We start from the raw sequence: 23733 nt of genomic DNA, 5'->3' as shown, positions 1-23733 counted from the left end.
GAGACCCCGCCCGGCGACCGGGCGGGGTCTCGTCGTCCCGCGGATCAGCGCCAGCCGAGCGCAGGTGCCACGTGCGTCAGCACGCTCTCGATGACGTGCGCGTTGTAGTCGACGCCGAGCTGGTTCGGCACGGTGAGCAGGAGGGTGTCGGCGGCGGCGATGGCCGAGTCCTCGGCGAGCGCGCGCACGAGCTCGTCGGGCTCACCGGCATACGACCGGCCGAAGCGCGCCAGCCCGCCGTCGAGGTGACCGACCTGGTCGCGGCTCGCGGTCTCGCGCAGGAAGAGCTGCCGATCGAGGTCGCTGACGAGGGGGAAGATGCTGCGGCTCACCGAGACCCGCGGCTCGCGCTCGTGCCCGGCGGCGGCCCACGCGTCGCGGAACATCCGGATCTGCTCGGCCTGCAGCTCGTGGAAGGGCGCCCCGGTGTCCTCGGTCAGCAGCGTCGAGCTCATCAGGTTCATGCCCTGCTGCGCCGTCCACTCGGCTGTCGCGCGCGAACCGGCGCCCCACCAGATGCGGTCGCGCAGCCCGGGCGACTGGGGCTCGACGCGCAGCAGGCCGGGCGGGTTCGGGAACATCGGTCGCGGGTTGGGCTCGGCGAAGCCCTCGCCCCCGATCACCTCGAGGAAGCGGGCCGTGTGCTCCCGCGCCATGGCGGCGTGGTCGCCGTCGACGGGCTCGTGGCCGAAGTACCGGAAGCCGTCGACGACCTGCTCGGGTGACCCACGGCTGATGCCGAGCTGCAGGCGGCCCCCGGAGATGAGGTCGGCGGCGCCGGCGTCCTCGGCCATGTAGAGCGGGTTCTCGTAGCGCATGTCGATGACGCCCGTGCCGATCTCGATGCGGCTCGTGCGGGCCCCGACGGCCGCGAGGAGCGGGAACGGCGCGGCGAGCTGCCGGGCGAAGTGGTGCACGCGGAAGTAGGCGCCGTCGGCGCCGAGCTCCTCGGCGGCGACGGCGAGGTCGATGGACTGGAGCAGCGCGTCACCGGCGGAGCGGGTCTGCGAGTGCGGTGACGGCGTCCAGTGGCCGAAGGAGAGAAACCCGATGTTCTTCACGTGCCGTGCAACACCGGGCGGGCGCGATCCCTTCCGGTGCGTCGCGTGCGGGCGAGCCCGGCGGCGAGCAGCAGTCCCCAGACGAGGAAGAGCGGGTCCCACAACAGCACGTGCCCGGCGAGGGCGGCGCGAGCGGCGGGGTCGGTCGGGCCCTCCACGACACCGAGCAGGGCGAGCCCCCCGACGACGACGTTCGCGGCGCCGTAGAGCACGAGGACGGCCGCGCCGGCCCAGCTGAGCGCGCGCCACACCCGCGGTCGTGGCAGCCGACCGCGGGTGGCGAGCACCGGCACGACGCCACCGAGCGCCTTGGCGACGAAGACGCCGACGAGCACCGCTCCGACGAGCACGGGGCTGTCGGCGCGCCAGGCCGGGGCCCAGCTGCCCAGCGAGTCCGTGCCGAGCGTGCCGCCGAACGCCCAGTAGAGGCTGGGCAGCGCGTGCGCGAGGGCCACGACGGCAGCCGCCAGCAGGAACCGCTCTCCCGTCGCGTCCGGTCGGTCCATGGGCAGGACGGTAGCGAAGCCGGGCTCGGGCGACGTGCCGCACCCGGCGTCAGCGTGCACGCCACCTGCCGGCCTCGGGCGGTGGGGGACTCGGCTCGCCGTCCGCGCCGAACGCCCTGGCCCCGGCCAGCAGCCGCGTCAGGGCCGCGCCGTGCCGCAGCCCGGTCGGCAGGTTCGCGCGGGCGACGTCCCGTTGCAGCACGTCGAGCGGCAGGGGCGTCGCGCTCGCCAGGAGCACGGAGTTGCCGAAGCGCCGTCCCTTGAGCACCTCGTGCGTCGCGAGGAGCGCGACGTGCGGCAGCGACTCGGCCACGGTCGCGACCACCCTTGCCACCCAACGCATCCCGGGCTCGTCGGCGAGGTTCCAGAGGGCCAGCCCCGCCGGTCTGAGCACCCGGGCGACCCCGCTGACGTATGCCGCCCCGACGAGCTCGCCGGGAACGCGCCCTCCCGCGTAGGCGTCGGTGACGACGGCGTCGGCGGAGTCGTCCTTGAGCGCGGCCACCCCGGTGAGGCCGTCGACGGGGCGCACGCGGATCCGGTGGCGCCGGGGGAGCGGCACCTCGGCGCGCACGAGGTCGGTCAGGGCGGCATCCGGCTCGAGGACGATCTGCGGGGAGCCCGGGCGGGTGGCCTCGACCCACCGGGGCAGCGTGAGCCCCGCGCCACCGACGTGCGTCACCCCGAGCGGGCCGGCGGGCATCGTGTCGAGCGCGAGGGCGAGGTGCTGGACGTACTCGAAGACGAGCAGCGTCGGGTCGTCGGGCTGCACGTGCGACTGGGGCGAGCCGTCCATGTGCACCGTGACGCCGCCGCGCTCGTCCCACTCCAGGGAGACGTGGTCGGCACTCATGCGAGCACCTGGACGAGGGTGCGCTCCTCGCCGTAGCGGGTGAAGCCGGCCCGCCGCAGGATCGGCGACGACGTCTCGACGACGCCGTGGGTCAGGGCCAGCGTGGCGCCGGCGTCCCGGGCGGCCACCAGTCGTGCGGCCAGGACGGCACGGTAGGCGCCGCGGCCACGCAGCGTCGCGCGGGTGCCGCCGCCCCAGAGCCGACAGACGCCGTCGGCGAGGGTGAAGCCGCCCGTGGCCGCGGGCTGCCCGTCGACCGAGGCGACCCAGCGGCCGCTCGTGCCGTCGGCCAGGCCCTGCTCGACGTCCGCGAGGGCCGTCGCCACCTGGTCGGCCGAGGGCTCCTCGGCCCCGAAGGCGTCGGCACCGACGACGAGCGCGTCGCGCACCGTGCGCTCGTCGACGACCGCCTCCACCCGCACGTCCGCAGGCACCTGGAGGTCGGGCAGCGAGCGGCCCGGGCCGAGCGGGAGCGCCAGCACGTCCATGCGGTCGACGAGCCGCGCGCCCCGCGCCACGACCTCGGCCTCGAGCGACGCGGGCCGGGTCGTGTCGGACAGGCGCCACCAGAGCCGCTCGCGACCCCAGCCGCGGACGACGTCGGCGACCTCGTCGACGAGCTCGCCGGCCGGCCGGTCCGAGCCGAGCACGCGTGCGGCGGTCGGCGTGACGAAGTGCTCCGGGTAGGCGACCACGAGGTACTCCGCGGTCCGCACGTGCGGGGCGCCGTCCGGCACCCAGGTCCACGCGGTGGAGGCGGCCAGCACCGACTCGGCGTCCCAGTTCGTCGTCACCGGGACAGGCTACGGTCGGGGCATGCGATTCGGTCTGGCCATCCTGCCCGAGCACTCCTGGCGCGCGGCCGAGCCGATGTGGCGCGAGGCCGAGCAGCTGGGCTTCGACCACGCGTGGACCTTCGACCACGTCGTGTGGGGCGGCCTGCCCGACTCCCCGTGGTTCGGCGCGGTGCCGACGCTCGCCGCGGCGGCCGCGGTCACCGAGCGCATCGGGCTCGGCACCTTCGTGTCCTCGCCCAACAACCACCACCCCGTGCAGCTCATGCGCGAGGTGCTCTCGCTCGACGACATCTCCGGCGGTCGGTTCCTCCTCGGCATCGGCACGGGCGGCGACCTCGACGCGCGGATCATGGGCGACGACCTGCCCCTGCGCGACCGGGTGGCCCGCTTCCACGAGTTCACCGACCTGCTCGACCGGCTGCTGACCCACGACCACGTCGACGCCGAGGGTCGCTTCTACGCCGCGCGCGACGTGCGCACCCTGCCCGGGCCCGTGCGCGGCGGCGACACCGGCAACCGCGTGCCACTGGTCATCGCCGCCAACGGCCCCAAGGCGATCCGGCTCGCCGTCGACCGCGGTGACGCGTGGATGACGTACGGCGGCTCGGCCGACACCGACGAGGACTGGTGGCGGCTCGTGGCGGGCCACGCGCGCCGCGTCGACGACGCGCTCGAGGCGACCGGTCGCGACGGCTCCACCTTCGCCCGCTACCTCAACCTCGACTCGGCGCCGACCTTCTCGCTGACGAGCCCCGCCGCCTTCGAGCACGCGGTCGGCCGGGCCCACGACCTCGGCTTCACCGACGTCATCACGCACTGGCCGCGCCCGACCGACCCCTACCGCGGCACCCGCGACGTCCTCGACGCCGTCGTCGCCGACGTCCTCCCGCGCTGGCGCACGCCCGCCTGACCGGACGGTGCGGCGGACGTCCCGTCGGTGCCCGCGGCTACCCTGCCCGTATGCCGCCACGTCGCCGTACGCCCGTCGCCGAGGGGCGCGCCGCCCTCACGGCCTGCCGTGACTCCGGGTGGGCGGCCGACCGGCGCACGACGGCGACCGCCGTGCGCTACACCCTCGAGGAGCTCGCCACCGTCGCCCCGGGGCGCACCGTCGAGGTGCGGGTGCCGCCGCACGGCGCGGTCCAGTGCATCGAGGGCCCGGTCCACACGCGCGGTACCCCGCCCAACGTCATCGAGACCGACGCCGCGACCTGGCTGCGCCTGGCCGTGGGCGAGCTGGCCTGGGACGACGCCCTCGCGGCCGCCCGGGTGCGCGCCAGCGGCCAGCGCGCGCACCTCGACGGACTCCTGCCGCTCACCTCGCTTACGCTGGAGGGGTGACCATGCCCTCGCCGAACCACAGCCCCGAGCGCCCCCGCATCCCGAACTTCAAGCGCTTCCTCGTGACCGGTGCCGTGCTCGGCTTCGTCGTCGGCGCCGTCATCTCGCTCCTCGGCGACGACGTGCAGGGCTACACGACCACGACGGGTGCCCTCTACATCGGCGCTCTCGGCGCCTTCGTCGGCACCGGCCTGGCCGGGGTGCTCGGCATCGTCCTTGACCGTTCGGGTCGCGACCGGCCGTGACCGCCGCAGCGGCGGGCGGCAGGCCCGCCGAGGCGGAGGGCGGCACGTCCGCCGGGCCGCTCGCTGGGCTGCGCGTCGTCGAGCTGGCCGGCATCGGTCCCGCGCCGTTCGCCGCGATGCTGCTCGCCGACCTCGGCGCCGACGTCGTGCGCATCGACCGGCCGGGCGAGCCGTCGCTGCCCGTGCCGCTGCCGCCGGAGGCCGACCTGCTCCGGCGCGGACGCCCGTCCGTGTGCCTCGACCTCAAGCACCCCGACGGCCTCGCGACCGCGCTCGCCCTCGTCGACCGGGCCGACGTGCTCGTCGAGGGCTACCGCCCCGGCGTCGCCGAGCGCCTCGGCCTCGGGCCGGACGTGTGCCTCGCCCGCCGCCCGGCCCTCGTCTACGGGCGGATGACGGGGTGGGGGCAGGACGGCCCGCTCGCGCAGGCGGCTGGGCACGACATCGGCTACGTCGCCGTGACCGGCGCGCTGCACGCCATCGGCCGGGCCGGCGGACCGCCGCAGGTGCCGGTCAACCTCGTCGGTGACTTCGGCGGGGGAGCCCTCTACCTCGTCGTGGGCGTCCTCGCCGCGCTGCACGAGGCGCGCACGAGCGGCCGGGGCCAGGTCGTCGACGCCGCGGTCGTCGACGGCACGGCCCACCTGTCGACGCTCGTGACGAGCCTCGTCGCGGCCGGGCTGTGGTCCGACCGGCGCGGCACGAACGTGCTCGACACCGGCGCCCCGTTCTACGACGTCTACGAGACGAGCGACGGCGGCTGGCTCGCCGTCGGCCCCCTCGAGCCGGCCTTCTACGCCGAGCTGCTCCGCTTGCTCGACCTCACCGACCGTGCGCCCGACCGCCTCGACCCGCGGCAGTGGCCCGCCCTGCGGGCCCTGCTCGCCGACACCTTCCGCCGCCGCACCCGCGACGAGTGGACCGCCGTCCTCGAGGGCACCGACGCCTGCGTCGAGCCGGTGCTGAGCTATGCCGAGGCCCCGGGCCACCCGCACCTCGCGGCCCGCCGCACCTACGTCGAGCACCACGGCACCGTCCAGCCGGCCCCCGCGCCGCGGTTCTCCCGCACGCCCACGGCCCTCGGGTCACCGCCCACGGCCCCGGGGGCCGGCACCCGGGCGACGCTGTCCGCATGGGGGATCGACGACGTCGACGCCCTCGTCGCCTCCGGCGCGGCCGTCCAGTCGTGAGGCTCTTCGTCGCCGTCCTCCCACCCGACGACGTGCTCGACGACCTCGAGGCGCACGTCGAGCCACGGCGCGACGCCGGCCCGGAGGTCCGCTGGACCGACCGGCACCAGTGGCACGTGACGCTCGCCTTCCTCGGCGCCGTGCCGGAGGCGCGCCTCGAGCCGCTGACCGACGCCCTCGCCGACGCAGCCGCGCGCCGCGACCCGCTCGTGCTGCGCCTCGCCGGGGCGGGGGCCTTCCCCGGCCCGGACGCCGCCCGGGTGCTCTGGGCGGGCGTCGAGCAGCTGCGCGGTGACCTCGGGGCCGCGGCGGCCGGCATACGGCGGGCGGCGAGCGCGGCAGGAGCGAGCCCGGACGGCACGCGCTTCCGCGCGCACGTGACGCTGGGACGGTTCCACCGGCCGACCGAGGCGACCCGCTGGATCCGCGCGCTCGACGCGTGGGAGGGCCCAGCGTGGCAGGTCGGCTCGCTCGCGCTCGTCGAGTCGCACCTCGGGCAGGGGCGGGAGCGCCGGCCGCGCCACGAGGTGCTCGCCGAGCTGCCGCTGCGCCCGTGAGGCTTCCGGGCACGGTCGGGTGGGCCCGGTCGCGTGTGCGACACTGGCGGCGTGGCACGTGGCGACGGGCGGTTGAACCATGACCTCATCCCCGGCGAGAAGGGCCCGCAGGACGCCTGCGGGGTCTTCGGCGTCTGGGCACCCGGGGAGGACGTCGCCAAGCTGACGTACTTCGGGCTCTACGCGCTGCAGCACCGCGGCCAGGAGTCGGCCGGCATCGCGACCGGCGACGGCGAGAAGATCCTCGTCTACAAGGACATGGGGCTCGTCTCGCAGGTCTTCGACGAGACCGCGCTCAGCTCGCTCCGCGGCCACATCGCCATCGGCCACACGCGCTACTCGACGACCGGCGGCTCGACGTGGGAGAACGCCCAGCCGACCCTCGGCGGCACCGGGCGCAGCACGATCGCGCTCGCGCACAACGGCAACCTCATCAACACGGTCGAGCTCAAGGCCCTCGTCGACGAGCACTTCGACGGCGCCCGCATCACCGGTGAGCTCGCCCGCGGCAACACCTCCGACACCGCGCTCGTCACGACGCTGCTCTCCTCCGACGAGGACCGCACCCTCGAGCAGGCCGCCCTCGACCTGCTGCCGAAGCTGCGCGGCGCGTTCTCCTTCGTCTTCATGGACGAGACGAGCCTGTATGCCGCCCGCGACCCCTGGGGGGTGCGCCCCCTCGCGCTCGGCCGCCTCGAGCGCGGCTGGGTCGTCGCCTCTGAGACGGCCGCACTGCAGACGATCGGCGCGGCCGTGATCCGCGAGGTCGAGCCCGGCGAGCTCATCGTCATCGACGAGGACGGCCTGCGCTCGCACAAGTTCGCGACGCCCCAGCCCAAGGGCTGCGTCTTCGAGTACGTCTACCTCGCCCGGCCCGACGCCGTCATCCGGGGCCGCGTCGTCCACGAGGCCCGCGTCGAGATGGGCCGTGTGCTCGCGCGCGAGCACCCCGTCGACGCCGACCTCGTCATCGGCGTGCCCGAGTCGGGCGTGCCCGCGGCCGTGGGGTACTCGCAGGAGAGCGGCATCCCGTTCGGGCAGGGCTTCGTCAAGAACGCCTACGTCGGGCGCACCTTCATCCAGCCGTCGCAGACGCTGCGCCAGCTCGGCATCCGGCTCAAGCTCAACCCGCTCGAGCACACGATCCGGGGCAAGCGCCTCGTCGTCGTCGACGACACGATCGTGCGCGGCAACACCCAGCGGGCGCAGATCCGGATGCTCCGCGAGGCCGGGGCGGCCGAGATCCACGTGCGCATCTCGGCGCCGCCCGTGCAGTGGCCCTGCTTCTACGGCATCGACTTCGCCACCCGCGCCGAGCTCATCGCGACGGGTCTCGGCGTCGAGGAGATCCGCGCCTCGATCGGCGCCGACTCGCTCGGCTACATCTCCGAGGAGGGCATGATCGGCGCGACGGACCAGCCCGCCGACGAGCTCTGCGCGGCCTGCTTCACCGGCCGCTACCCGATCGAGCTGCCCGAGGACGGCCGCGTCGGCAAGCACGTGCTCGAGACCCTCCCGCTCACGGTCCGCACCGGCCACGACCGCTCCGTCGACGTCGACGGCGTGAGCCTCGGTGTCGCAGTCGGCGGCGAGAGCGCCCTCCGCCACCCCTGACCGCCCCCCTCCGCGCCGGCCTTGCCCGGGGGGATGGCTCTCCTCCGGCGCGCGGTTCGAGGTAATGCGCCGCGCCATCGAGCGAGGTTCCACCTCGATTCGGGCTCGGTCTCGCCGGTTCGAGGTATGCCGCCGCGCTGGGGAGCGACAGACCACCTTGAACCGGGGCGTGACCCCTTGTCCACAGCCCCGCGCCCGCACGGCCGAGTGTCCACAGGTCGGGGTCGGGGGAGAAGAAACCGGGGCCTGAAGGTCCGGCATCGGTCTCGTGACCGGACCTGAGCGGCGTTCCCTCGCCCGAGCGGCCGCTGCGACACACAGCGGCGTCGTCTCCCGACGGGCGCTGCGGGAGCTCGGCATCTCGCACGACCACGTGCGCCACGAGGTCGCGGCCGAGCGTTGGACCACGATCGGCAGGCAGACGGTCGCCGTCCACACCGGCCCGCTGCCGGTGCTCGCCCGAGCCTGGAGCGCCATCTGGGAGATCGGCGAACGGATCGCCGTGCTCGACGGGGTCACCAGTCTGGCCGCATCCGGCATGACCGGCTTCGACGAGCAGCACCTGCACGTATCGGTCCGGCACTCGCACGACATCCCGTGCCTCGACGGGGTGCGCATCCACAAGGTGATCCGCCGCGTCGAGGGTGAGGTGGTGCCGGTGGGCGTGCCCCGGACGACGCCTGCGGTCGCCGCGGTGCGCGCGGCGGGCTGGGCGGTGAGCGACCGTCAGGCGGCCCTGCTGCTCCTCATGCCGATCCAGCAGAGGCTGACGACGCCTCCATTGGTGGCCGAGGCAGCCCGGTCCGTGCTCGGCCGACGGCGCCGTGCCTTCATCCGCGGGGTGGTGGACGACGCGGCGAACGGGGTCCAGTCGCTCGCCGAGCTCGACTTCGCCCGTCTGTGCCGCGCTAGCGGGCTCCCGGAACCGTCGCGGCAGGTCGTCCGCGAGGGACCGCGAGGCCGCATCTACCTCGACGTCCGGTGGGACGGCCACGGCCTCGTCGTCGAGATCGACGGGGCGCACCATCGGGAGGGCTTGGCGGTCAGCATCGACAACCTGAGCCGCAACGCCGTCGTCCTCGCCGGCGACCGGGTGCTGCGGATCGACCGCGTGGGCCTGCGGCTGCACGAGCAGGCCTTCATGGACCAGGTCGCCCTCGGTCTGGCGACGACCCGGTCGAGGTGAATCCGCGGGCCATGCCGCGACAAACCACCTCGAACCGATGACCCGGTGCGCGGGTCGAGGTGAAACCGCGCGGCCCCGCACCGCGGCACACCTCGAACCAGGCGGTGGCGTCCCCACGGTCGATGCAGGAGGGGGAGGCGGCGGGGCCGGTAGGGTGTGGGGGTGAGCGATGCCCCCATCACGTATGCCTCCGCCGGTGTCGACGTCGAGGCGGGTGACCGGGCCGTCGAGCTGATGAAGGCCTCAGTGCGCCGGGCCACCCGGCCCGAGGTGCTCGGCGGGCTCGGCGGCTTCGCGGGCATGTTCGACGCCAGCGCCCTGGCCCGCATGACCCGGCCGGTCCTCGCCACGAGCACCGACGGCGTCGGCACCAAGGTGGCGATCGCCCAGGCCCTCGACGTGCACGACACCATCGGCTTCGACCTCGTCGGCATGGTCGTCGACGACATCGTCGTGTGCGGCGCCGAGCCGCTCTTCATGACCGACTACATCGCGACCGGCAAGGTCGTGCCCGAGCGCATCGCCGCCATCGTCGGCGGCATCGCCCGGGCCTGCGAGGAGGCGGGGGTGGCGCTCGTCGGCGGCGAGACGGCCGAGCACCCGGGCCTGCTCGACCCGGACGAGTACGACGTGGCGGGCGCGGCGACCGGGGTCGTCGAGCACGCGGCCGTGCTCGGCCCGCACCGCGTGGCCGACGGCGACGTCGTCGTGGCGCTCGCGAGCAGCGGCCTGCACAGCAACGGCTACAGCCTCGTGCGGCGCGTCGTGGCGAGCGCCGGCTGGGCCCTCGACCGGCACGTCGACGACTTCGGCCGCACCCTCGGCGAGGAGCTGCTCGAGCCGACGCGCCTCTACACCCGGCCGCTGCTCGAGATCATCGCCGACGACGGCGTCGACGTGCACGCCCTGAGCCACGTCACCGGCGGCGGGTTGGCCGCCAACCTCGCCCGCGTGCTGCCGACCGGCACCTTCGCCCGGCTCGACCGGTCGAGCTGGACCCCGCCGGCCGTCTTCCGCACCGTGCAGTCCCTCGGCCACGTGCCGCAGGCCGACATCGAGCGCACCCTCAACCAGGGGGTGGGCTTCGTGGCCGTCCTGCCCGAGGCGCACGCCGAGCGCGCCATCGCCCTCAGCGAGGCCCGCGGCATCCGGGCGTGGCGCCTGGGCGAGGTCACCACCGAGGAGCGCGCGCAGGCCGACGGTCGCGTGGCTGCCGGCGTCGAGGTCGTCCGCGGGGCCAAGGGCGTCGACGGTGGCGCGGTGCAGGTCGTGGGGGAGCACCCCGCCGGCTGACCGGCATGGCGGTGCACGCGGCGGTGCACCCGATGGTGCACCCTGCGCGCCCGCACGCGGCTCCTACCGGTGTCACCGCCCGACGCGGGTCGGCGACACCGGGCGCGGTGCAGCGAACCCCACGGGTCGGCGTGAGCCGGGCAGGTCGACGCCGGTCGGAGCACGGAGCCGGTGCGCGGCGCTGATCGGGCGTGGCCCGGGCAGCACCGATCGCGCGCCGGGTGCGAACACCCGACGCACGAGGTGCAGACGGAAGAGGAGGGGCGAGCTCAGCGCTCGCCCGAGGCCCACTTCCCGTATTCGTCGTACTCGTCGTCGACGGCACGTGGCTGGGCGGACGTGTCGCGTTGCGACGGTCCGTGCAGCTCACGCTCCAGCGCGCTCAAGTCCGTGTCAGGTGTGTAGTACTTGAGCTGCCGTGCGACCTTGGTCTGCTTGGCTTTGGCTCGGCCGCGCCCCATGGCGTGACCCCCTCGTGCGTCGTGCCGGGACGGCATCGCTCGTCGGAGAACCGGGTGGCTCTTCGATGTCCGCGTAGCGGCCCCGGGAATGTGTGTGTTCTCGTGGTGCTAACGCTACATGAGTGACGCAAATCCCGCCGCCGGCAGACCTGCGACTCGCCCGGCCCGGACCCACGGTGGCGAGGCGGCCGGCCGCCAGGTCGGAGAGTGCGTCCCTCAGCGCTGCCGCGACGCCCTCCCCGGTGTCCTCCCCGGCGTCCTCCCCGGCGTCCTCCCGGGCACCCGGAGGGCCCGCCCGCGGCACCCGACCGCTATACACCACCGAAAAAAATGCCGCACCGATTTGAGACTTTTCGGTGTTTAACTGCCATTGAGGCGCTCGAGACTTTACCCTTGCTTTACTGAGCCCCGCTTGGGGCGCATGCGTGTCGCTGCACCTAGCGACAGGGTGGTGGGGATATGACAATGACGACTCAGGATCGACACGAGACCGAGAAGCTGCTGACTCCTGCCGAAGTTGCAGCCCTTTTCCGGGTGGACCCGAAGACGGTGACCCGGTGGGCCAAGGCAGGCAAGCTGACTTCGATCCGGACCCTTGGAGGGCACCGGAGGTACCGCGAGTCAGAGGTTCGCGACCTACTGGGTGGCGGGCACTGAGCAGGACCGTGAGTAGGGGGTAAGCACGGCCGAACAGACGGGGGAGGGCACCACCTGGTGCCCTCCCCCGACTGCTCCCGGCCGGGCCACGCGCTCCCGACCAGCCTAGGAGCCGCCGTCGGGGGACGGCGGCTCCTAGGCTGGGTCGATGGACCTGCCCCCAGCCATCACGGCCATCACCCTCGGGGTGCGCGACGTCGCGGCGTCGCGCGCGTTCTACGTCGAGGGCCTCGGTTTCCGGGAGGTGCTGCACCTGCCCGGCGACATCTGTTTCGTCCAGTGCGCCCCGGGCCAGCTGCTCGCGCTCTGGGACGTCGCGGCGATGCCGGGCGAGTACGGCGACGTCGCACACGGGCCGAGCGCCCCGCCGACGTCGTTGGGCCACAACGCCGCGACGGCCGATGATGTCGAGAGCCTGTATGCCGCGGCGCTCGCGGCCGGGGCCACCTCCATCTCCGCCCCGACCGAGCGCGAGTGGGGTGGCACGAGCGCGTGCGTCGCCGACCCCGACGGCTTCCGCTGGGACTTCGTGCACAACCCGAACTTCCGCGTCGACGCGGACGGCACCGTGCACCTCGGCGAGGCGTAGCGCCTGCCGCGTCAGTGGCCCAGCGCCCGCAGCTGCAGTCGCAGCGCGAGGCGCGTCTCGGGGTCGTGGAGGTCGAGCTCGACGAGCTCGGAGAGCCGCTGCAGCCGGTAGCGCAGCGTGTTCGGGTGCACGTGCAGCCGGCCCGCCGCCTCCCGTGGGTCGCCCGGGTGGTCCAGCCAGGCCGCGAGGGTGGGCAGGTATGCCGTGTCGTGGCCCTCGTCGTGCGCGCGCAGCACCGCGACGGGGCCGAGCAGCTCCTCGGTCCAGATGCCGCCGAGGGCCCGGGCGTTCGTCACGGCCGCCCACGCGTCCTCGACCGTCGTCGTCGCGCCGGCCACCCGCCCGGCCTCGCGCAGCCGTTGCACCTCGACGGCCTCGCGCCGCGACCGGTCGAGCTCGGTCGCACGGGTGACCCGGCCGCCGGCGCTCGCGGTGGCCGTCGGGGCGACGCCGGCCACCTCCCCGACGACGCCGAGGAGCCACTCCCACGTGCCGGGGGAGTCGTCGGCCGGGACGTCCCGCACGAGGGCCAGGGCGACGCCGTCGTAGACCGCGAGCAGCGGCTGCCGCCACGACCGGCGGCGCGCCACCGACTCCCACACGTCGAGCTCGCGCTCGGGGTCACCGGGGTGGTGCCGACCGGGACGGGGGTCGTCGGAGCCGTCGCCCCGGCGAGGCTCGCCCGGTCGGGCCTCGCCCGCGTGCGCGCCGGAGAGCACGACGACCCGCCACGGCGCGGGTGGCAGCCAGCTCTCGGCCTCGAGGGTGTCGCCGCTCAGCAGCGCCCGCAGCCGGTCGGCCGCCACCCGGCGGGCGAGGTCGGCCTGCGAGCGCAGCCGCAGCAGGTGGAGCGCCACGACCGACGCGGTCTGGGCGAGCGAGGCGAGCACCGGTGCCGGGGGCTCGTCGTCGACGACGGCCCAGATCGATCCGAGCCACTCGGTGCCGGCGCGGACCGGCACCACCGCGCGGGCGCCGAGGCCGCGACCGGCCGGCACGAAGAAGGGCTCGTCGGAGCGGGCGAGCCGGCGGAAGACCCCGCGCCCGCGCAGGCCCGCGAGCACCTCGTCGGGCACCCGCCGGCCGACGATCGTCGAGACGCGTGCGGGGTCTGCGACGTCCTGGGTCGAGGAGTAGGCGAGCACGCGCGATTGCGTGTCCTCGATCGTGATGGGGGCGCCGACGAGCGCGGCGCACGCGTCGGCGAGGGCGAAGAGCTCGTCGAGCACCGGACCCTCGGCGCGCAGGGCGGGTCCGCTCGCCGCGCGGTCGAGCACCCCGCGCAGCAGCCACACGACGTGCGCCCACGAGGCGTGGTCGGCGAGCTCGACGAGCGGCACCCCGACCCGGCTCGCGGCCGCCCGCACGCGGGGGTGGCGCGCCGCGACCCGACGCAGCACGACCGCACCGCTCCCCGCCGAGGCCGCACCCTCGAGCAGGGCGACCGCGTCGTCCACCCGCTCGACGCCGACACCGAGCAGCAGGTCGCCCGCCTGCCCGAAGACGCCGGATGCCGGTTCCGCGAGGGTCACGTCGTCGACCGTGGCCCCGCCGGCGTCCACGGCGACGGTGAGCAGCCCGCCGCCGAGGGTGTCGACGAGCCGGTTGACCGCGAGGCCGACCGTCGTCGTCGACGACGTGCGGGTGGCGGACCGCGAGCGCGAGGGGGGTGACGGCATACCTCATTGTCGCGTGGAACTGTGTCTACAGCACAAAGCGAGGAGTGAAGTCTGGCGCTCCGGCACCAGGGGGAGGTCTTCCAGCGGCCCGACCATGGACGCAGGCACCGAGCCCGTCAGTGTTGCCGAGTCCCGCCGAGAACCAGGAGCCGACCCGTATGTCCGCCGTGAACCCCACCGCCCCCGCCCCCCAGCGCGTCGCCGTCGTCGGCGCCGGCATGGTCGGCCTCGCGACCGCCTGGTTCCTCCAGGAGCGTGGCGTCGAGGTAACCGTCATCGACCGCGACGGCGTGGCCGCCGGCGCGTCCTGGGGCAACGCCGGCTGGCTGACCCCCGGCATCGCGACGCCGTTGCCCGAGCCGGCGGTGCTGAAGTACGGCCTGCGCGCCGTGCTGAGCCCGAGCTCGCCCGTCTACGTGCCGCCGAGCGCGCGCCCCGACTTCCTGCGCTTCGTCACCGGCTTCACGCGCAACAGCACGATGAAGGCGTGGAAGAAGGCCATGGGCGCGCTCGTGCCCGTCAACGACCTGTCCCTCCAGAGCTTCGACCTGCTGCGGGACGGCGGCGTCGACGCCGAGACGTACGAGGCCAAGTCGTTCACGGCCGCCTACCGCACCGCGGAGGAGCGCCAGACGCTGCTCGAGGAGATCGAGCACATCCACGCCTCGGGCGGCGACATCACCTTCGACGTCCTCTCGGGCGACCAGGCCCGGGCCATCGAGCCGGCCCTGTCCGACGAGATCGGCGCCGCGATCGTGCTGCACGGCCAGCGCTTCATCAACCCCGGCGCCTACGTCGCGGCCCTCGCCGACTCCGTCACGGCCCGCGGTGGCAAGATCCTCACCGGCAGCGCGGTCGCCGGCCTCACCGAGACCGCCTCGGGTGTCACCCTGACGACCGAGATGGGCACGACCGAGCAGTACGACGCCGTCGTCGTGGCGACCGGCGCGTGGCTCGGGCGCCTGGCCCGCGAGTTCGGCGTCAAGCGCGTCGTGCAGGCCGGCCGCGGCTACTCCTTCAGCGTCGCCGTCGACGACCTGCCCAACGGCCCGGTCTACTTCCCGGCCGCCCGCGTGGCCTGCACGCCCGTCGGCGACCGTCTGCGCGTGGCCGGCATGATGGAGTTCCGCCAGCCGGAGGCCGCCCTCGACCCGCGGCGCATCCAGGCCATCGTCGAGTCGGCCCGCCCGCTGCTCAAGGGCGCCGACCTCGACCACCGCCAGGACGAGTGGGTCGGCTCGCGCCCCTGCACCGTCGACGGCCTGCCGCTCATCGGTGCCACCCGCAGCTCGAAGGTCTTCGTCGCCGGCGGCCACGGCATGTGGGGCATCACCCTCGGCCCGGTCACCGGCCGCCTCCTCGCCGAGCAGATCGTGACGGGCACCGCGCCCGCGCAGCTCGCGCCGTTCGACCCGCTGCGCTGAGGCACGCGGCGCCGCTGACCACGGCGCTCGAGCACGGACAGGGCCCACCTGACGACCAGTCGTCAGGTGGGCCTCGGCGTGCGTCCCCCATCCCGCCGGCCCGTGCACGAGGCGGGCAGGCGGCGGACGGCCGCCGCCGGACCCCTCAGTGCGGCGACGGCCGTCTCTGGTGCTTCGGACCCCCGGCGCGGTCGGATGGGTGCTCCGGGAAAAAAGTTCTCGCGGCTCTCAGGCGGGGGTCAGCACGACGAGCGAGTAGGCGCCCACGGAGACCGTGCCGTGCGCGACCGAACCCTCACCGGAGTCGGGGCCCTCGCCCTCGGAACCCTCCACCGGCCCCTCGACGGCGTCGACGCCCTGCGTGTCGTGACCGGCGAAGAGGGCGCTGTAGGTCGAGGCGTCGGAGTTGAAGCGCACCGCCCAGTGCCCACCGTGGGGCAGCCGCGTGCTCACCTCGCGCGGCTCGGCGGCCGCGTTGACGACCACGACGGCGGCGGCGTCGTCCGACTGCCGCGCCCAGGCGAGGGTCTTGGCCTCGTCGTCGAGGTGCAGCACGTCGAACCCCTCGCCCCGCAGGCCGCGCGAGACGCCCTCGGCGTCACGCCGGAGCCGGATGAGGTCGCGCGTGAGGCGCACGATGTCGCGGAACTGCTCCGCGCGCTCCCAGTCGAGCGGCACGTCGTCGCGGAACCACTCGTCCTCGAGGAACTCCTGGCCCTGGAAGAGCATCGGGATGCCGGGCGCGGTCAGGGCCAGGGCGAAGCCGAGCGTGGCCCGCTTCTGGGCGGCCCAGCCGCTCGGGTCGTCGCCGTCGACCTCGTGGGGCACCCGGAGCTTGCCGTTCGCGACCTCGTCGTGGCTCTCGGTGTAGACGATGCGGCGGAAGGGCTCGTCGACCCCGCGCAGCGCCTCGGCGAGCGCGCCCATCGAGCGCCCCGCGTCGTCGACGGCCGTGAGCAGCTCGCGGACGGGGTGCACGAAGCTCGTGTCCCACTGGGCGTGGAAGCCGGCGCCACCGTCGTCGGTCGAGGTCATCGCCGGGTCGGCCTGCAGGTCCTCGGCGATGAGGATCTTGTCGGGGTGGCGCTCGCGCACCGTCGAGGTGATGGCCCGCATGACGTCCCAGCCCTCGGGCAGGTCGCCGGTGCCGAGCCCGTCGACGGTGCGGACGTAGAGCGTCGCGTCGAAGCGCAGGCCGTCGAGGTGGAACTCCTCGAGCCACATGAGCACGTTGTCGAGCAGGTAGGCCCGCACCTCCTCGCGGCCGTAGTCGGGCCGGGTGTCGCCCCACGGGGTGGCCGACCGCTCGTCGTTGTAGAAGTAGATGCCGCCCTTGTCGTTCTCGCTCCACCCGTCGAACTGCCAGAGCGACAGGTCGCTCGGTCCGTAGTGGTTGAGCACGACGTCGAGGATCACGGCGATGCCGTGCCGGTGCGCCTCGCGCACGAACGCCTTGAGGGCGTCGGCGCCGCCGTAGCCGCTCTCGACGGCGAACGGGTTCGACGGGTTGTAGCCCCACGAGTAGTCGCCCGCGAACTCGGCGACCGGCATCAGCTCGACGGCGGTGATGCCGAGCTCGGCGAGGTAGCCGAGCTTGCCGGCCAGGCCGCCGAGGTCACCCGCGTCACCCTCGGAGGCGACGAACGAGCCGATGTGCGTCTCGTAGATGACGAGGTCGTCGTGCGGCGGGCAGCCGAACGAGTCTCCCTCCCAGTCGAATCCGTCGCGGTCGTAGATGACGCCGTTGCCCGACGAGTTCGTGACTACGCGGGCGCGCGGGTCGATCCGCATGAGGCGCTGGTCGCCGTTCGTGATGACGAACTGGTACTCGTCGCCGGCGCGAGCACCGTCGACGTCGGCGTACCAGTGGCCGTTCTCCTCGGCCTCGAGGGCGTGGCCGTCCTCGGACCAGTCGGTGAAGCTGCCGGTGACCGCGACGGCGTCGGCGTTCGGGGCCCACACGCGGAAGGCCGTGCCCCCGTCGTGGGGCATCGAGCCGAGTCCGGGGCGGTGGTTTTCGGGGGCGGGCATGTCGGGCTCCAGTCTGCGGCACGTGAGGGGCGGTCACCTCCGGACGTCGCCGGCCGTGGAGGGACCGACCCGTGACGTACCCGTTCGCGGCGCGTCAGCCGACGAGCAGGTATGCCGGGTGCTCGGGCAGGGCGCCCGTGTCGCGCAGCTGCCGGGCGAGCAGGAGCGCGCCGTCGAGCGCCCCGCCCCGGGCGGGGGAGCGGTGGGCGCCGTGCCCGGCGAGCCGGGCGTCCAGCGCGGCGGCCACCGGCGCCGCGGCGAGCAGGCCACCGGTGGCCGCGAGCACCGGCTGCTCGAGGCCCTCGGCGGCGCGCAGCAGGGCATCGGCGAGGTCGGTGCCCGACCGGGTGCAGAGGGCGAGGGCGACCGGGTCGTGGGCCGCGGCCGCCGTGACGAGGGGTGCGACCGAGGCGAGCCGCTCGGGGGCGTCCGGGGTCGTCATGACGAGGCGCGGCCACCCCTCCGGCGGGCCGAGCAGGTCGGTGGCCGCGGCGAGCAGGACCGGCGAGCCGTCGGGGAGGCCGTCGTGGGCGCGCAGGGCGGCCCGCAGCCCCGCCATGCCGAGGGTGGCCGCCGATCCGGCGTCGCCGAGCACGTGGCCCCACCCGTCGACGCGCCGCCACCGGCGGTCGAAGTCGGTGCCGAAGGCAACCGCACCGGTGCCGGCCGCGACGACGGCGCCGGGGCCGACGCGACCCGTCGCGCCGACGAGCCCGGCGACGGCGTCGCTGACGACGACGGTGCACCGGGCGCCCAGGCCCTCGGCCACCGTGCGCATCACCGCGGCCCGGTCGGCGAGGAAGAGCAGGCCGCGCGTCGACCAGACGAGCACGTCCGGCCGAATCGGGTCCGTAGCGCCGGAGTGGCCCTCGGCCGAGGCGAGCAGGCTCCGCGCGTCGCGCACGAGCGCCGGCACGTCGATGCCGCCCGCCCCGACCCGCACCCCCGGCGCGGTGAGCACGGGACCGGGGGTGCCGGCATCCTTGCGCAGGCGCAGGCCCGAGCCCCCGACGTCGACGGCGACGAGCGGGCCGGTCACTTGGCCATGCCGGCGGTGAGGCCCGCCACGATCTGCTTCGTGGCCACGAGGAAGAGGACGACGAGCGGGATCGTCGTGATGACGAGCCCGGCGAAGACGGCCGAGTAGTTCGTCGCGTTCTCGCCGAAGAAGTTCGTCAGCCCGACGGGGAGGGTGTACTTCTCCTCGTTGCGCAGCAGCACCAGGGGGAAGAGGAAGTCGTTCCAGATCGGCACGAAGCGGAAGACGGCCACCGTGGCGAGGGCGGGCCGCACGAGGGGCACCATGATCCGCGTGAAGGTCTGCCACGGGCTCGCGCCGTCGAGCGCCGCTGCCTCCTCGAGCTCCTCGGGCAGCTGCCGGAAGAACGTCGTCAGCACGAAGATCGAGAACGGCACGCCCGACGCGGCGTACATGAGCACGAGGCCGAGCCGGGAGTCGATGAGCCCGAGGCCGTCGAAGAGGTAGAAGATCGGCAGGATCGCGAGGTGGATCGGCAGCATGAGGCCGGAGAGGAAGAGCGCCTCGAGCCAGCGGAAGATCCGGGAGCGACCGCGGGCGATCGCGTAGGCGGCCATCGTCGCCACCGCCGTCGAGATGAGGACCGCGCCGACCGTGACGAGGAGCGAGTTGCCGAAGTACGTCGCGAAGTTGCCGGTCGTCCAGGCCTCGACGTAGCTCGCGGTCGTCGGTGGGGTCGGCAGGCCGAGCGGGTCGGTGATGAGGTCGGCGTTGCTGCGGAAGCTGTTGCTCAGCATGAGCAGCAGCGGCACGAGGGCGAGCGCCGCGTAGCCCCAGAGGAGCAGGCTCGCGCCGGCACCGCCGACGGGAGCGCCGGCCCGGGGCGGGCGGCGGCGGCCGCGGGTGGCCGGACGCGGGGCGACCGGCTGCTCGGCGGCCTCGGTGGGCACGATGACCGTGGTCATGCGGTGATCCTCCGCTCGTGACGGCGCAGGACGGCCGTGGCGGCGTACGCACCGCCGAAGATGATGAGGAAGAGCAGCGTCGCGAGGGCCGACGAGCTGCCGATGGCATCGGTCGCGCCCGAGTCGAAGGCCGTGCGGTAGAAGAGCAGCGAGACGAAGTCCGTCGCGCCGGCCGGGTTGCCGGTCGACCCGCCGAACGCGTACGGCAGCGCGAACGCCTCCATGGCGAAGATGAACGTCAGCACCGAGACGGTGCCGATGGCCGGCACGAGGAGCGGCAGAGTGATCTTGAAGAACGCCTGGCGGTTCGTCGCACCGTCGACGCGGGCGGCCTCGGTCAGCTCCTCGGGCACGCCGCCGAGGGCCGCGCCGTAGAGCAGCACGGGGAAGCCGATCCACTGCCAGACGCTGACGAGGATGACGACCCAGATGGCCGTCTTCGGGTCGCCGAGCCAGGGCAGTGCCCACGACTCGAGCCCGACCTTCGTCAGCAGCGTGTTGACGGGTCCGAAGGTCGGCGACAGCAGCAGCGTCCAGAGGTAGCCGATGACGATGGGGCTGACGAGGTAGGGCATCGCGTAGAGCGTCTGCAGCACCCGGCGGCTGCGCGGGCGGCTGTAGAGCAGGTAGGCGATGGCCAGCCCGAACGTGTTCTGGATGAGCATCGTGCCGACGAAGAAGAGCACGTTGTGCAGCAGCGCGCGCGGGAGGTCGGTCGTGAAGGGGGCCTTGGTGAAGAGCGTCACGAAGTTCTCCAGCCCCGCGAACGCTCCGCGGGTCGTGCCCTGCCACGAGAAGAAGGCGTACGAGAACGCCGTCACCATCGGGTAGAGCACGAACACCGCGAAGAGCGCGAGGGCGGGCGCGACGAAGACAAGGCCGGTGCGGCGCCTCATGCTGTGCCTTTCGGGTCGAGCGTCAGGCGCTCGGCTTGAACCAGGTCTTGATGCCGGTGTCGAGGTCCTGGCTGACGCCACCGGCGTCCTTGGACCCGAGCAGCATCTCCTGCAGGCCCTTGCCGAGCAGATCGGTGCCCGACGGCGAGCCGTAGCGGAAGTCGGTGAGCAGCAGGTAGGGCGAGCCGGAGTTCGTGTAGTTGTCGCTCATCTGCTTGAGCAGCGGGTCGCTGGGGTCGACGCCCGGCACGGCCGAGATCTGCTTGATGTCGTCGTTCACCATCTGGCCGAACTCCTTGGAGGTCATCCACTTCACGAGCTCCGTGGCCTCGGTCGGGTGCTTCGACTTGGCGCTGACGGCGAAGTTGCCATCGGCCCATCCTGCCGTGGTGGCGGCGGAGCCGCTCGGGGAGCCCGGGGCCGGCGGCACCTGGAAGATGCCGATCTTCATGGCCGGGTTCGCCTTCTGCAGCACCGACAGGTCGAAGGAGCCGCCCGGGATCATCGCGGCCTTCTCGGCCGAGAAGAGCGTCTGGGCGTCGGTCTGGGCCACGCCCGTGACGTTCTTCGGCATGTACTTCTCGAGGTCGCCCACGACCTTGACCGAGTCGACCCAGTCGGGGTCGGTGAACGACGTCTTGCCCGAGAGCACCTCGTCCTGGAAGGCCTTGCCGCCGAAGCGGGCACCGGCGAGCACCTCGTGCACGATCGGCAGGGTCCAGTCGTCCTTGGCGCCGACGGCGATCGGCGTCACGCCGGCCGACATGAGCTTGTCGTTGGCGGCGATGAACTCGTCCCACGTCTTCGGCGCGGCGATGCCGTTCTTGTCGAAGAGGCCCTGGTTGTAGAACATCTGCACGGTCTGGCGGGCGAGGGGCACCGAGTAGGTCTTGCCGTCCTCCTTGCCCTTGGCGCTCGCGACGACGTTCTCGTCCCAGCCGGTGAGGTCGACCTTGCCGTCGAGCGGCAGGAGCGACTTCGCGGCGACGGTGCCCTGGAGCTGGCCGTAGGAGCGCACCTGCGGCACGTCGGGGCCGCTCGAGCCAGCGAGGCCGGTCGCGAGGATCTTGTTGTACTCCGTCGCCTTGAAGGCCTTGAAGTCGACCGTGACGCCGGGGTGGGCCTTCTCGTAGGCCGCGAAGATCTTCTTGTAGGCGGCCTCGTCCTCGACGCGCCACGACCACACCGACAGGGTGACGTCGCCGCTCCCGCCGTCGCCGCTGCCCGAGGAGCCCGACGAGGAGGGCGAGCAGGCCGTCACGGCGAGCGTGCCCGTGAGAGCGGCGATCGTGAGGACCGTGCGGCGGGTGAGACGCGACGAGCCGGCGGGGCGTGAGGACGTCATGGGTGGTGCTCCTGTCGGTGCTGCGGCGTGCCGGGTGGTGGCTCGCAGGTGGTGGGTCGGGTGGCGGGTCGAATGGTGCTGGCGATGGGTGCTGGCGGTGGGTGCTGGCGGTGGGTGCTGGGGAGAGCGAGGAGGGCGGGGCCGTGGCGCGGGCTCAGTGGATCCGGGCCGGACCGGCCGTGACGGGTCCGCCCAGCACGACGAGGGCCTGCGCGACCGAGCCGTCGTGGTCGGCGATGGCGCGGCGGGCGCTCGCGGCGTCGACCCCGGCGAGCATCGACAGGAGCGCGGGCTTGAGCTCGCCGTCGGCGTCGTCGAGGGCGCGGCGCGCCTGCTCGGCGCTCGCCCCGGTGGCCTCCTGCAGGATGCGCACGACGCGGCCCCGCAGCTTGGCGTTCGTCGCGACGACGTCGACCATGAGGTTGCTCCACGTGCGGCCGAGGCGGATCATCACGGCGGTCGAGAACGAGTTGAGGATGAGCTTCTGCGCCGTGCCGGCCTTGAGCCGGGTCGACCCGGTGAGCGCCTCGGGGCCGGTGTCGGCGGCGAGGAGGTGGTCGGCGAGCGGGGCGAGCTCGGCGTGCGGGTTGGCGGTGACGAGGGCGGTCACGGCGCCGACCTCACGCGCACGGGCGAGCGCGCCGGCCACGAAGGGGGTGCGTCCCGAGGCGGTGAGGCCGATGGCGACGTCACCCCGGTGGAGCACGCCGGCCTCGGAGCGGCCGAGGTCGACGTCGTCCTCGACGTTCTCGACGGCCTGGAGCAGCGCGGCCGGTCCGCCCGCGTGGTGGGCGACGACGAGTCCCGCCGGGGCGTTGAACGTCGGCCGCAGCTCGGCGGCGTCGAGCACGGCCAGGCGGCCCGAGGTGCCGGCGCCGAAGTAGTGCACCGCGCCGCCGTCGCGCAGGGACTCGACGGCCCGGTCGACGAGGAGGGCCAGCTCGGGCAGCACGGCGCTCACGGCGCCGGCGACGGTGGCGTCCTCGGCGTTGAGCGCACGGAGGATGTCGAGCGACGGGTGGGTGTCGATCGACATCGTCCCCGGATGGCGCTCCTCGGTGGGGGCGTCCACGGTCACCTCGCTACTCACCCGAGTGAGGTTAGTTTCCTACGCAGTCAGCGTCAATGGTGTAAATGAGTAACATCGATCGAGTCCCGGCGGTCAGTCGGTGACGTGGTGGCCGGCCACGGCCTCGCGCGTCTCGGCCACGGCCTTGCGGACGCGGCGCAGGTTGCGCTGGGCGACCGCGATGTAGAGGCAGTCGACCACGGTGAGGGCGGCGATGCGGCTCGCCGTGGCGCCCGAGCGCAGGCTCGTCTCTCGCGCGGCCGTCGTGAGCAGGAAGTCGACGCCCTCGGCGAGCCGGGAGAGCGGGAAGTTCGTGATCGCGAGGGTCTTGGCGCCCGTCGAGCGGGCGGCGGCGAGCGCCTCGATCGTCTCGGTCGTCGTGCCGGAGTGCGAGATGCCGATGGCGACGTCGCCCGCCCCGAGCAGCGTGGCGCTCGTCAGGGCGAGGTGCGGGTCGTTCCAGGCGAAGGCGACGATGCCGATGCGGTGCAGCTTCTGCTGCAGGTCGGTGCCGACGACCGCGCTCGCGGCCACCCCGTAGACGTCGACGCGACCGGCCTTGGCGATGGCCGCGGCCGCCGCCGCGAGCGCCTCTCGGTCGAGCTGCTGGGCGGTCTCCTCGACCGCGCTCGAGTCGGTGAAGGCGACCTTGGCGATGATGTCGTCGATCGTGTCGCTCGCGCTGATGTCCGTGCCGCCCCGCACGAGCGTGCGCGGGTGGGCCGACTCCTCGGCGAGCGCGAGCCGCAGCCGCGGGTAGCCGGGCAGGCCGAGCCGCCGGCAGAAGCGCAGCACCGTGGTCTCGGACGTGCGCGCCGCTGCGGCGAGCTCGCTGATGGTCAGTCCGGCCGCCCGCCGCGCGTCGGCGAGCACGATGTCGGCCACGCGGTCCTCGGCGGGCGACAGCGAGGGCTTGATGCCCCGGAGCCGGATGAGCAGCGAGGTGCTCACCGCGGCGGCGGGGGCCGGTGCTCCGTCCTCGGTCTTGGGCATGG

Annotated in this window: 24 protein-coding genes; 11 read left to right on the top strand and 13 right to left on the bottom strand. The window is 74.0% G+C overall.

The annotated features are described in order from the left end of the window. Nucleotides 1–44: 44 nt before the first annotated feature. Genes ABT295_RS10230 through ABT295_RS10215 form a run of 4 tightly spaced genes read right to left on the bottom strand, consistent with a single transcriptional unit; the run spans nucleotide 45 to nucleotide 3214 of the window. The gene (locus ABT295_RS10230) at nucleotides 45–1061 is read right to left on the bottom strand and encodes an LLM class flavin-dependent oxidoreductase (protein ID WP_352394241.1); all 1017 of its coding nucleotides are present in this window, start codon (nucleotides 1059–1061) and stop codon (nucleotides 45–47) included. Next, the gene (locus ABT295_RS10225) at nucleotides 1058–1567 is read right to left on the bottom strand and encodes a DUF3995 domain-containing protein (protein WP_352394240.1); all 510 of its coding nucleotides are present in this window, start codon (nucleotides 1565–1567) and stop codon (nucleotides 1058–1060) included. The genes ABT295_RS10230 and ABT295_RS10225 overlap by 4 nt, the downstream gene beginning before the upstream one ends. A gap of 49 nt (nucleotides 1568–1616) precedes the next feature. Then, nucleotides 1617–2420, bottom strand: a complete 804-nt coding sequence (locus tag ABT295_RS10220; protein ID WP_352394239.1) for a spermidine synthase — start codon at nucleotides 2418–2420, stop codon at nucleotides 1617–1619. After that, complete coding sequence (locus tag ABT295_RS10215; RefSeq protein ID WP_352394238.1) at nucleotides 2417–3214, bottom strand: hypothetical protein; 798 nt, start codon at nucleotides 3212–3214, stop codon at nucleotides 2417–2419. Before ABT295_RS10215 ends, ABT295_RS10220 begins: the two co-directional genes overlap by 4 nt. Nucleotides 3215–3236: 22 nt before the next feature. Between ABT295_RS10215 and ABT295_RS10210 the strand changes: the two genes are divergently transcribed. The 8 genes from ABT295_RS10210 to purM all read left to right on the top strand — a co-directional run bounded on the left by ABT295_RS10210 (nucleotide 3237) and on the right by purM (nucleotide 10643). Continuing rightward, complete coding sequence (locus ABT295_RS10210) at nucleotides 3237–4127, top strand: LLM class flavin-dependent oxidoreductase (RefSeq protein ID WP_352394237.1); 891 nt, start codon at nucleotides 3237–3239, stop codon at nucleotides 4125–4127. 50 nt (nucleotides 4128–4177) lie between these two features. Then, nucleotides 4178–4558 (top strand): sterol carrier family protein, encoded by a 381-nt coding sequence (locus ABT295_RS10205; RefSeq protein ID WP_352394236.1) that lies wholly within the window; start codon nucleotides 4178–4180, stop codon nucleotides 4556–4558. Between the two features lie 2 nt (nucleotides 4559–4560). Further along, a complete protein-coding gene (locus tag ABT295_RS10200) occupies nucleotides 4561–4803 on the top strand; it encodes a hypothetical protein (RefSeq protein ID WP_352394715.1) in 243 nt (80 codons plus the stop codon). After that, the gene (locus tag ABT295_RS10195; RefSeq protein WP_352394235.1) at nucleotides 4800–5993 is read left to right on the top strand and encodes a CaiB/BaiF CoA transferase family protein; all 1194 of its coding nucleotides are present in this window, start codon (nucleotides 4800–4802) and stop codon (nucleotides 5991–5993) included. Before ABT295_RS10200 ends, ABT295_RS10195 begins: the two co-directional genes overlap by 4 nt. Beyond that, the gene (thpR, locus tag ABT295_RS10190) at nucleotides 5990–6550 is read left to right on the top strand and encodes an RNA 2',3'-cyclic phosphodiesterase (protein ID WP_352394234.1); all 561 of its coding nucleotides are present in this window, start codon (nucleotides 5990–5992) and stop codon (nucleotides 6548–6550) included. The genes ABT295_RS10195 and thpR overlap by 4 nt, the downstream gene beginning before the upstream one ends. A 51-nt stretch (nucleotides 6551–6601) precedes the next feature. Further along, entirely contained in the window at nucleotides 6602–8164 is a 1563-nt protein-coding gene (gene purF / locus ABT295_RS10185) for an amidophosphoribosyltransferase (RefSeq protein WP_352394233.1), read from the top strand. 268 nt (nucleotides 8165–8432) lie between these two features. Further along, complete coding sequence (locus ABT295_RS10180) at nucleotides 8433–9350, top strand: putative endonuclease domain-containing protein (protein ID WP_352394232.1); 918 nt, start codon at nucleotides 8433–8435, stop codon at nucleotides 9348–9350. 162 nt (nucleotides 9351–9512) lie between these two features. Then, nucleotides 9513–10643, top strand: coding sequence for a phosphoribosylformylglycinamidine cyclo-ligase (gene purM / locus ABT295_RS10175; protein ID WP_352394231.1), 1131 nt, complete (start codon nucleotides 9513–9515; stop codon nucleotides 10641–10643). Nucleotides 10644–10912: 269 nt separating this feature from the next. Here purM and ABT295_RS10170 read toward each other — a convergent pair whose 3' ends face one another. Beyond that, nucleotides 10913–11104 carry a DUF3073 domain-containing protein gene (locus ABT295_RS10170; RefSeq protein ID WP_345506214.1) on the bottom strand — a complete coding sequence of 64 codons (192 nt, stop codon included), beginning with the start codon at nucleotides 11102–11104 and terminating at the stop codon, nucleotides 10913–10915. A gap of 465 nt (nucleotides 11105–11569) precedes the next feature. On the opposite strand from ABT295_RS10170, the gene ABT295_RS10165 reads away from it, so the two are divergent. Further along, a complete protein-coding gene (locus tag ABT295_RS10165) occupies nucleotides 11570–11761 on the top strand; it encodes a BldC family transcriptional regulator (RefSeq protein WP_045191048.1) in 192 nt (63 codons plus the stop codon). Between the two features lie 148 nt (nucleotides 11762–11909). Next, nucleotides 11910–12350, top strand: coding sequence for a VOC family protein (locus ABT295_RS10160; RefSeq protein WP_352394230.1), 441 nt, complete (start codon nucleotides 11910–11912; stop codon nucleotides 12348–12350). Between the two features lie 11 nt (nucleotides 12351–12361). Here ABT295_RS10160 and ABT295_RS10155 read toward each other — a convergent pair whose 3' ends face one another. Beyond that, nucleotides 12362–14029, bottom strand: coding sequence for a PucR family transcriptional regulator (locus ABT295_RS10155; RefSeq protein WP_352394229.1), 1668 nt, complete (start codon nucleotides 14027–14029; stop codon nucleotides 12362–12364). Nucleotides 14030–14187: 158 nt separating this feature from the next. On the opposite strand from ABT295_RS10155, the gene ABT295_RS10150 reads away from it, so the two are divergent. Beyond that, nucleotides 14188–15453 (top strand): NAD(P)/FAD-dependent oxidoreductase, encoded by a 1266-nt coding sequence (locus ABT295_RS10150; RefSeq protein ID WP_352394228.1) that lies wholly within the window; start codon nucleotides 14188–14190, stop codon nucleotides 15451–15453. A gap of 228 nt (nucleotides 15454–15681) precedes the next feature. On the opposite strand, the gene ABT295_RS10145 is transcribed toward ABT295_RS10150, so the two are convergent. The 7 genes from ABT295_RS10145 to ABT295_RS10115 form a co-directional block, all read right to left on the bottom strand. Then, nucleotides 15682–17484, bottom strand: a complete 1803-nt coding sequence (locus ABT295_RS10145; protein WP_352394227.1) for an alpha-amylase family glycosyl hydrolase — start codon at nucleotides 17482–17484, stop codon at nucleotides 15682–15684. Nucleotides 17485–17578: 94 nt separating this feature from the next. Continuing rightward, nucleotides 17579–18523, bottom strand: coding sequence for an N-acetylglucosamine kinase (locus ABT295_RS10140; RefSeq protein ID WP_352394226.1), 945 nt, complete (start codon nucleotides 18521–18523; stop codon nucleotides 17579–17581). Beyond that, entirely contained in the window at nucleotides 18520–19428 is a 909-nt protein-coding gene (locus tag ABT295_RS10135; protein WP_352394225.1) for a carbohydrate ABC transporter permease, read from the bottom strand. The genes ABT295_RS10140 and ABT295_RS10135 overlap by 4 nt, the downstream gene beginning before the upstream one ends. After that, nucleotides 19425–20324 (bottom strand): carbohydrate ABC transporter permease, encoded by a 900-nt coding sequence (locus ABT295_RS10130; RefSeq protein ID WP_345506222.1) that lies wholly within the window; start codon nucleotides 20322–20324, stop codon nucleotides 19425–19427. Before ABT295_RS10130 ends, ABT295_RS10135 begins: the two co-directional genes overlap by 4 nt. A 22-nt stretch (nucleotides 20325–20346) precedes the next feature. Next, a complete protein-coding gene (locus tag ABT295_RS10125; protein WP_352394224.1) occupies nucleotides 20347–21669 on the bottom strand; it encodes an ABC transporter substrate-binding protein in 1323 nt (440 codons plus the stop codon). 154 nt (nucleotides 21670–21823) lie between these two features. Beyond that, entirely contained in the window at nucleotides 21824–22759 is a 936-nt protein-coding gene (locus ABT295_RS10120) for an N-acetylmuramic acid 6-phosphate etherase (RefSeq protein WP_352394223.1), read from the bottom strand. Nucleotides 22760–22831: 72 nt separating this feature from the next. Then, complete coding sequence (locus ABT295_RS10115; protein WP_352394222.1) at nucleotides 22832–23731, bottom strand: MurR/RpiR family transcriptional regulator; 900 nt, start codon at nucleotides 23729–23731, stop codon at nucleotides 22832–22834. Nucleotides 23732–23733: the final 2 nt, after the last annotated feature.

This window comes from Terrabacter sp. NPDC000476, assembly GCF_040300125.1.
Taxonomy (GTDB): Bacteria; Actinomycetota; Actinomycetes; order Actinomycetales; family Dermatophilaceae; genus Terrabacter.
The sequence above is the reverse complement of the archived record's forward strand: the minus strand, read 5'-3'. Positions and strand labels throughout refer to the sequence as shown.